Consider the following 8,410-nt stretch of genomic DNA (forward strand, 5'->3'; position numbering starts at 1 on the left):
CTCCCACGGACAGAAGGTCCAGTCCGCGGGCAGCAACATGGCCAGCACCGACAGCGCCGTTGGGTCCAGCTGGGCCTGACACCTTCTCTCGACGCCGGGGCCGCGCACCGATCTGGTGTGCGGCCCCGGTTTTCGTATGCGGGTAGCCCAATCCACCCGTGCTGCAACGACACTGGATGGACTCGGCGATCCGGCCGCCGAGGAATCCGGAATCGGCAAGGGCCGCAACCCGATCCGGCGCGGCGCGGAGCCGGGTTCGCGCCGCATCGGGGCGGGAGAACGGCCTCCCACCGTGGCCGACGAGGGTTTGCCACATTTGAGAACTCTATGAACTCCGTGACAATCCTGTATGTGTCTTGCCACAATGTAGGAACATGACCGTGATGTCGGAATACTCCAGTTCGCAGCGCCCACGCCAAGCCATCCTGGGCCAGCTGCCCAGGATTTCCCGCGCCGACGGATCCCCCATCAGGGTTTTGCTGGTCGACGACGAGCCGGCGCTGACCAACCTGGTGAAGATGGCGCTGCACTACGAGGGCTGGGTGGTCGACATCGCCCACAACGGGCGCGAGGCCATGGCCAAGTTCGACCGGGTCAGCCCCGACGTCCTCGTCCTCGACATCATGCTTCCCGATGTCGACGGGTTGCGGATCCTGGAACGCGTCCGCCAGTCCGACGCCTACACCCCCACCCTCTTCCTCACCGCGCGGGACTCGGTGATGGACCGGGTCACCGGTCTGACCGCGGGCGCCGACGACTACATGACCAAGCCGTTCAGCCTCGAGGAACTGGTCGCCCGGCTGCGCGGGCTGCTTCGCCGGTCCGGCCAGCAACCCACGCCGACCGCCGAAACCCTCAAGGTCGGCGACCTCAAGGTCGACAGCGCCAGCCGGGAGGTCACCCGCGCCGGCGACAAGATATCGCTGTCCTCCACCGAGTTCGAACTGCTGCGTTTCCTCATGCGCAATCCCCGCCGCGCGCTGAGCCGCACCGAGATCCTGGACCGCGTCTGGAATTACGACTTCGCCGGGCGCACCAGCATCGTCGATCTCTACATCTCCTACCTGCGAAAAAAGATCGACTCCGGGCGCGAACCGATGATTCATACCGTCCGCGGGGTGGGGTACATGCTGCGGCCGGCGGAATGACCCGAGACCGGGGCACCGCCTCCGGGGCCTATTCCCGGTGGTTTCCCCACTCGCTGCGCCGCCAGTTGTTGCTCGGTGTGCTGGCCGTGGTCAGCGTGGTGCTGGTGACGGTCGGCATCGTCTCGGTGCTGAGCCTGCGCGGCTATGTCAACATCATGAGCGATGCCGACGTCGCCGAGTCCTTGGACGCGTTCAGCCATCAGTACACGAAATACCAGAACGGCGAACACGTTTCGTCGCATCCCGGCACCCCGCCGATCGCCCAGGCGATGCTGGAGTTCACCGGGCAGACGCCGGGCAACCTCATCGCCGTGCTGCACAACGGCACCGTGATCGGGTCAGCGGTGTTCTCCGAAGACGAACCGAGGCCCGCGCCGCCCGACGTCGTCCAAGATCTGCAAGCGCAAACGTGGGGCGATGGACCGCCGCGCACCGAGATCCTCGGCAGGCTCGGGCCGCATCGCGTCGACAGCACCGTCGTCGGGTCCGACGTCCTCGTCGTCGGGGTGTCGCAGAACCTCGCCGACCGCATCATCGCGCGCAAACAACTCACTACCACGGTGCTCACCGCGACCGCGTTGGTGATCACCGCCGGGCTCACCGTGTGGGTGGTGGGCTACACGCTGCGCCCGCTGCGCCGGCTGGCAGCGATCGCCGCCGATGTCGCCGCCATGCCGCTCACCGGCGACGACCACCGGATCAGCGTCCGCGTCCCCCCGCAGGACACCAACCCGCAAAACGAGGTCGGGATCGTCGGGCACACGTTGAATCGCTTGTTGGACAACGTCGATAGCGCGCTGGCGCACCGGGTCGAGTCCGATCTGCGGATGCGCCAGTTCATCACCGACGCCAGCCACGAATTGCGCACCCCGCTGGCCGCCATTCAGGGCTATGCCGAACTCACCCGCCAGGACAGTTCGGCGCTGCCGCCCACCACGGAATACGCGTTGGCCCGCATCGAGTCCGAGGCACGGCGGATGGCCTTGCTCGTCGACGAATTGCTCCTGCTGTCCCGGCTGGGCGAAGGCCAAGACCTGCAATCCGAAGACGTCGACCTGGCCGAGGTGGTCAGCAATGCCGTCAACGACGCGCGGGTCGCCGCGTTGACGCACCACTGGGTCAAGGAACTGCCCGACGAGCCGGTGTGGGTGCGCGGCGATCACGCCCGGTTGCATCAGCTGGTCAGCAACCTGCTCAGCAACGCCCGCGTACACACCCCGCCCGGGGTGACGGTGACGACCGGAATCACCTGTCGCCGTGACGATCCCGCACCGTATGCGGAAATAACCGTCACCGACGACGGCCCGGGCATCGACGAGGACCTCCTGCCCAGATTGTTCGAGCGGTTCGTCCGGGCCGACAAGTCGAGATCCAACGGCTCGGGCAACGGTTTGGGCCTAGCCATCGTCAGTTCGGTCGTCAAGGCCCATCATGGTTCGGTAACGGCCGAATCCACCGAGGGCTGCACGGTTTTCCGGGTCCGGCTGCCGCTGGTGGACGATCCGGCCCATCCCGCGTCGAGCCGGTAATTCAGCCGGCCCTACTCACCCTTTGTCTGCGCATCTACCGGGTCGGCGGGCCGTAAAGGAAACGTAAAGAGCCGCTGCGGCGCTGTTAGGAAAGCGTCAACCCAAAGCCCGTTGCCCGCGTGCCCCAATTAGTTTCGAGCTGACTTGGCCGGCGCGCGGTGGCTGGCTCGTCGAGGTCTTTTCGTATGCAGGCACGGGACGGAGAAATGATGGGCGCGGTGGTGTATGTCGTGCTGACTGTGGCGGTGTTCGCCGCACTCGGCGTGGCCCAGAAGTTGGTCGAGCGGCTGTGAACTACCAAAACGCGGTCGGCCTGGTGCTTTCGATCCTCATCGCGCTCTACCTCGGAGGCGCGCTGCTGTTCCCGGAGCGGTTCTAAGTGAACACGACAACGGCCGGGGTCCTGTTCTTCGTCGTACTCGTGGCGGCGGTGGTGGTGGTGCACGTGCCCTTCGGCGACTACATGTTTCGCGTGTACACCTCGGAAAAAGACCTCCACGTCGAACGGGCGATCTACCGAGTGATCGGCGTCGACGCCCGCTCCGAGCAGACGTGGGGCGCCTACGCGCGCAGCGTGTTGGCGTTCTCGTCGGTCAGCATCCTGTTCCTGTTCGGATTCCAGCTCGTGCAGGACAAGTTGCCGTTGCACCTACACGATCCGGCCACGAAGATGACGCCCTCGTTGGCGTGGAACACCGCGGTCAGCTTCGTCAGCAACACCAACTGGCAGGCCTACTCCGGTGAAACCACCCAGGGCCACCTGGTGCAGATGGCCGGCCTGGCGGTGCAGAACTTCGTGTCGGCCGCAGTCGGGATGGCCGTGGCCGTCGCGCTGGTGCGCGGGTTCGCCCGCAGACGCACCGGCGAGCTGGGCAACTTCTGGGTGGACCTGGTCCGCGGAACGCTGCGCATCCTGCTGCCCATCGCCGTCCTCAGCGCGATTCTGCTGGTGGCCGGCGGGGCGATCCAGAACTTCCACCTGCACGACCAGGTGGTCACCGCCCTCAACGGCACCCAGCAGACCATCACCGGCGGCCCGGTGGCCAGCCAGGAGGTCATCAAGGAGCTCGGCACCAACGGCGGCGGCTTCTACAACGCGAACTCCGCGCACCCGTTCGAGAACCCGACGGTGTGGACCAACTGGCTGGAAATCTTCCTGATCCTGGTGATCGGCTTCTCGCTGCCACGCACCTTCGGGCGCATGGTGGGAAACACCAAGCAGGGCTTCGCGATTGCGGCCGTGATGGCGACGCTCTACACCATCAGCACGGCGTTCATGCTGTGGTTCCAGGCGCAACACCACGGCACAGTGCCGACGTCGATCGGCGCGGCGATGGAGGGGGTCGAGCAGCGCTTCGGCGTCACCGATTCCGGGGTGTTCGCCGCCGCGACCACGCTGACCTCCACCGGCGCCGTCGACTCCACCCACGACTCGCTGACCAGCCTCGGCGGCATGATCGCGATGTTCAACATGCAGCTGGGAGAGGTCGCCCCCGGCGGCACCGGGTCGGGCCTGTACGGCATCCTCATGCTGGCGGTGATCACCGTCTTCGTGGCCGGGCTGATGGTCGGGCGCACGCCGGAGTACCTCGGCAAGAAGATCAACCCGCGCGAAATCAAGCTCGCCGCAAGCTATTTCCTGGTCACCCCGTTGATCGTGCTGACCGGCACCGCGATCGCGATGGCGCTGCCCGGCGAACGGGCCGGCATGCTCAACGGCGGGCCGCACGGGCTTTCGGAGGTCCTCTACGCGTTCACCTCGGCGGCCAACAACAACGGGTCGGCCTTCGCGGGCCTGAGCGCCAACACCGACTGGTACAACACGGCGCTCGGCCTGGCCATGGCGTTCGGCCGGTTTCTGCCCATCGTGCTCGTTCTGGCGTTGGCGGGATCGCTGGCCAGGCAGGGCAGCACACCGGATTCCGCGGGGACCCTGCCCACCCACCGACCCCAATTCGTGGGCATGGTCGCCGGCGTCACGTTGATTGTCGTTGCCCTGACGTTCCTGCCCATGCTCGCGCTCGGGCCTCTCGCCGAAGGAATCCACTGATGACCGCGACCGCGATCCACCCCGCCGAGCAGCAGACCCAGCCGGCGGCGCCCACTGGCAGGAAACGGGTGCAGGGCGGGCTGCTCGACCCCAAGATGCTGTGGACGTCCACCCCGGATGCCCTGCGCAAGCTCGACCCGCGCACCCTGTGGCGCAACCCGGTGATGCTGATCGTCGAAATCGGCGCCGCCTGGAGCACCGCGCTGGCGATCATCGACCCGACGTGGTTCGCCTGGCTGACCGTGATCTGGCTGTGGCTCACGGTGTTGTTCGCCAATCTCGCCGAAGCGGTGGCCGAAGGCCGCGGCAAAGCCCAGGCCGAGACGCTGCGCCGCGCCAAGACCCAGACCTTGGCCCGCCGCCTCAAGGACTGGGCGCCCGGCGCGGCCGCGGTCGAGGAAGCGGTCGCCGCGCCGCAGTTGCAGCAGGGCGACGTCGTGGTGGTCGAGGCGGGACAGGTGATCCCCGGGGACGGCGACGTGGTGGAAGGCATTGCGTCGGTGGACGAATCGGCCATCACCGGCGAATCGGCCCCGGTGATCCGCGAGTCCGGCGGCGACCGGTCGGCGGTCACCGGCGGCACCACCGTGCTCAGCGACCGCATCGTCGTGCGGATCACCCAGAAGCCCGGGGAGAGCTTCATCGACCGGATGATCGCGCTCGTCGAGGGCGCCAACCGGCAGAAGACGCCGAACGAGATCGCGCTGAACATCCTGCTGGCAGCGCTGACGATCATCTTCGTCTTCGCCGTGGCGACCCTGCAGCCGTTGGCGATCTACGCCAAGGCGAACAACCCGGGCGTCCCGGACGGCCAGGCGCTGGGCGCAAGCGGCGTCACCGGAATCGTGATGGTGTCGTTGCTGGTGTGCCTGATCCCGACGACGATCGGTGCGCTGCTGTCGGCCATCGGCATCGCCGGCATGGACCGGCTGGTGCAGCGCAACGTGCTCGCCATGTCCGGGCGGGCGGTGGAGGCCGCCGGTGACGTCAACACCCTGCTGCTGGACAAGACGGGCACCATCACACTGGGCAACCGGCAGGCCGCGGCCTTCATCCCGCTCGACGGTGTCTCTGCCGAGCAGCTGGCCGACGCTGCGCAGCTGTCCAGCCTGGCCGACGAAACACCCGAGGGCCGTTCGGTTGTCGTGTTCGCCAAGCAGCACTTCGGGCTGCGTGCGCGCACACCGGGTGAGCTGTCCCAGGCCCAATGGGTGACGTTCTCGGCCACCACCCGGATGTCGGGCGTCGACCTCGAGGGTCACCTGTTGCGCAAGGGCGCAGCGAGCTCGGTCGCGGAATGGGTACGCGCCCAAGGGGGCAAGGTCCCCTCACAGCTTGGTCAGGTCGTCGACGGCATCTCCGCCGGGGGCGGCACACCGCTGGTCGTCGGGGAAAGTCGAGGCGGCGAGGCGAGAGTGCTCGGGGTCATCCACCTCAAGGACGTCGTCAAGCAGGGCATGCGCGAGCGGTTCGACGAGATGCGCAAGATGGGCATCCGGACGGTGATGATCACCGGCGATAACCCGTTGACGGCCAAGGCAATCGCCGACGAAGCGGGTGTGGACGACTTCCTGGCCGAGGCCACGCCCGAGGACAAGCTCGACCTGATCAAGCGCGAGCAGGCGGGCGGCAAGCTGGTCGCGATGACGGGCGACGGCACCAACGACGCACCCGCGCTGGCTCAAGCCGACGTGGGGGTGGCGATGAACACCGGCACGTCGGCCGCCAAAGAGGCCGGCAACATGGTGGACCTGGACTCCGATCCCACCAAACTCATCGAGATCGTCGAGATCGGCAAGCAGCTGCTGATCACCCGGGGCGCGCTGACCACCTTCTCGATCGCCAACGACATCGCGAAGTACTTCGCGATCATCCCGGCGATGTTCGTCGCACTGTTTCCCGGCCTGGATCTGCTCAACGTGATGCGGCTGCACAGCCCGCAATCGGCCATCCTGTCCGCGGTCATCTTCAACGCGATCATCATCGTGCTGCTGATCCCACTGTCGCTGCGGGGCGTGCGGTACACGCCGAGCAGCGCGTCAAAGTTGTTGAGCCGCAACCTCTATGTCTATGGCCTCGGCGGCATCGTCGCCCCGTTCATCGGAATCAAGGCGATCGACCTGATCGTCCAATTCATCCCAGGGATGTCCTGACATGACGTTCTCGAATTTCGTCCGCCTGCACTGCGCGGCACTGCGCACGCTGCTGGTGCTGACCGCGATCACCGGCCTGGCCTATCCCCTGTTCATCTGGGTCATCGCGCAGTTTCCCGGGCTGCGCGACCAGGCAGAAGGGTCGATTCTGACCGCCAACGGAAAGCCGGTGGGCAGCAGACTGATCGGCCAATCGTTCACCGACTCCAGCGGCAACGCGCTGCCGCAGTACTTCCAGAGTCGTCCGTCGGCCGCCGGCGCCGGGTATGACCCGACGTCGTCGGGCGGCAGCAACCTGGGCCCGGAAAGCATCGTCGACACGCCCGCCGACCCGGCGCAACTGGCGGCCGGAAAGTCGGCGTCGGACGCGGGCTTCAAACCGAGCCTGTTGACGACGGTGTGCGCGCGCAGCGCCGCGGTCGGCAAGCTGGAGGGGGTCGACGGGTCGCGACCGTTCTGCACGGGCGGCGGCGTGGGTGCGGTGCTGTCGGTGATCGGCCCGCGGGACGCGCGCGGCAACGTCATCCGCCCGACCCGGGTGGTCAGCGTCAACGAGCCGTGCGGATCGACAGCCGCCCCGTTCCTCACCGTCTACCAGGGTGTGCGCGTCGAATGCGCCAAGTACGGCGACGACTATTCGATCGGCCAGATCGTGCCGATCCGCGGCGCCGCCCCGGCCGTCCCGGCGGTACCGGCCGATGCGGTGACCGCCAGCGGCAGCGGCCTGGACCCGAACATCTCACCCGCCTACGCCGAGATGCAGGTGGCGCGGGTGGCCAAAGTCCGCCACGTCAGCCCAGATCAGATCCGTGCAGTGGTCGCGCAGAACCGCAGTGGGCGCGGACTCGGGTTCTTCGGTGAACCGTGCGTCAATGTGCTGCAACTTAATCTGCAACTCGACCACCGGTATCCGGTCACGAGTTAGCGGCGAGGGGGGATGATGGTTGACGTGAGTGACGTCGGCCTCCGCGACCACCATCCCAAGCGCGGGGAGCTACGCATCTACCTCGGTGCGGCTCCGGGCGTGGGTAAGACGTACGCGATGCTGGGCGAAGCGCATCGGCGGCTGGAACGCGGCACCGATCTGGTGGCGGGCGTGGTGGAGACCCACGGGCGCTCGAAAACCGCTGAGCTGCTTGAGGGCATCGAGGTGATCCCGCCGCGCTATGTCGAATATCGCGGCGGCAGCTTCCCCGAACTCGACGTGCCGGCCGTGTTGGCGCGACACCCCCAGGTCGTGCTGGTCGACGAGCTCGCGCACACCAATACGCCGGGCAGCAAGAACCCCAAGCGGTGGCAGGACGTCGAGGAACTGCTCGACGCCGGCATCACCGTGATCTCCACCGTCAACGTCCAGCACCTGGAAAGCCTCAACGACGTCGTCGCGCAGATCACCGGCATCGAGCAGAAGGAGACCATACCGGACTTCATCGTGCGCCAGGCCTCCCAGGTTGAGCTCATCGACATCACGCCGGAGGCGTTGCGGCGCAGGCTGTCTCACGGCAACGTCTACGCGCCCGATCGCATCGA

The 8,410-nt window shown here is 67.0% G+C and carries 7 protein-coding genes and 2 pseudogenes; all 9 read left to right on the forward strand.

Annotated elements, in window-relative coordinates; all coding sequences use genetic code 11:
• Window positions 1-79: pseudogene (locus A9W96_RS19850) on the forward strand (type VII secretion protein EsxI); the annotation flags it as partial.
• A 295-nt stretch (window positions 80-374) separates the two neighbouring features.
• On the forward strand, window positions 375-1,148 hold the full coding sequence (locus A9W96_RS19855) for a response regulator transcription factor (protein WP_066871728.1): 774 nt from the start codon (window positions 375-377) through the stop codon (window positions 1,146-1,148).
• The gene (locus A9W96_RS19860) at window positions 1,145-2,677 is read left to right on the forward strand and encodes a cell wall metabolism sensor histidine kinase WalK (protein WP_067142346.1); all 1,533 of its coding nucleotides are present in this window, start codon (window positions 1,145-1,147) and stop codon (window positions 2,675-2,677) included. Before A9W96_RS19855 ends, A9W96_RS19860 begins: the two co-directional genes overlap by 4 nt.
• Before the next feature lie 209 nt (window positions 2,678-2,886).
• Entirely contained in the window at window positions 2,887-2,970 is an 84-nt protein-coding gene (locus tag A9W96_RS19865) for a potassium ABC transporter ATPase (protein ID WP_112631949.1), read from the forward strand.
• Complete coding sequence (locus A9W96_RS19870; protein WP_066871739.1) at window positions 2,967-3,056, forward strand: potassium-transporting ATPase subunit F; 90 nt, start codon at window positions 2,967-2,969, stop codon at window positions 3,054-3,056. Before A9W96_RS19865 ends, A9W96_RS19870 begins: the two co-directional genes overlap by 4 nt.
• Window positions 3,057-4,727: a potassium-transporting ATPase subunit KdpA gene (gene kdpA, locus A9W96_RS19875; protein WP_067142350.1), complete on the forward strand. Its 1,671-nt coding sequence runs from the start codon at window positions 3,057-3,059 to the stop codon at window positions 4,725-4,727.
• Window positions 4,727-6,880, forward strand: a complete 2,154-nt coding sequence (gene kdpB / locus A9W96_RS19880) for a potassium-transporting ATPase subunit KdpB (protein ID WP_067142353.1) — start codon at window positions 4,727-4,729, stop codon at window positions 6,878-6,880. Before kdpA ends, kdpB begins: the two co-directional genes overlap by 1 nt.
• 1 nt (window position 6,881) lies before the next feature.
• Window positions 6,882-7,805 carry a potassium-transporting ATPase subunit C gene (locus A9W96_RS19885; RefSeq protein WP_067142356.1) on the forward strand — a complete coding sequence of 308 codons (924 nt, stop codon included), beginning with the start codon at window positions 6,882-6,884 and terminating at the stop codon, window positions 7,803-7,805.
• 12 nt (window positions 7,806-7,817) lie between these two features.
• Window positions 7,818-8,410: pseudogene (locus A9W96_RS19890) on the forward strand (histidine kinase); the annotation flags it as partial.

Origin of the sequence: Mycobacterium sp. 1245852.3 (genome assembly GCF_001669335.1) — a bacterium.
Classification (GTDB): Bacteria; Actinomycetota; Actinomycetes; order Mycobacteriales; family Mycobacteriaceae; genus Mycobacterium; species Mycobacterium europaeum_A.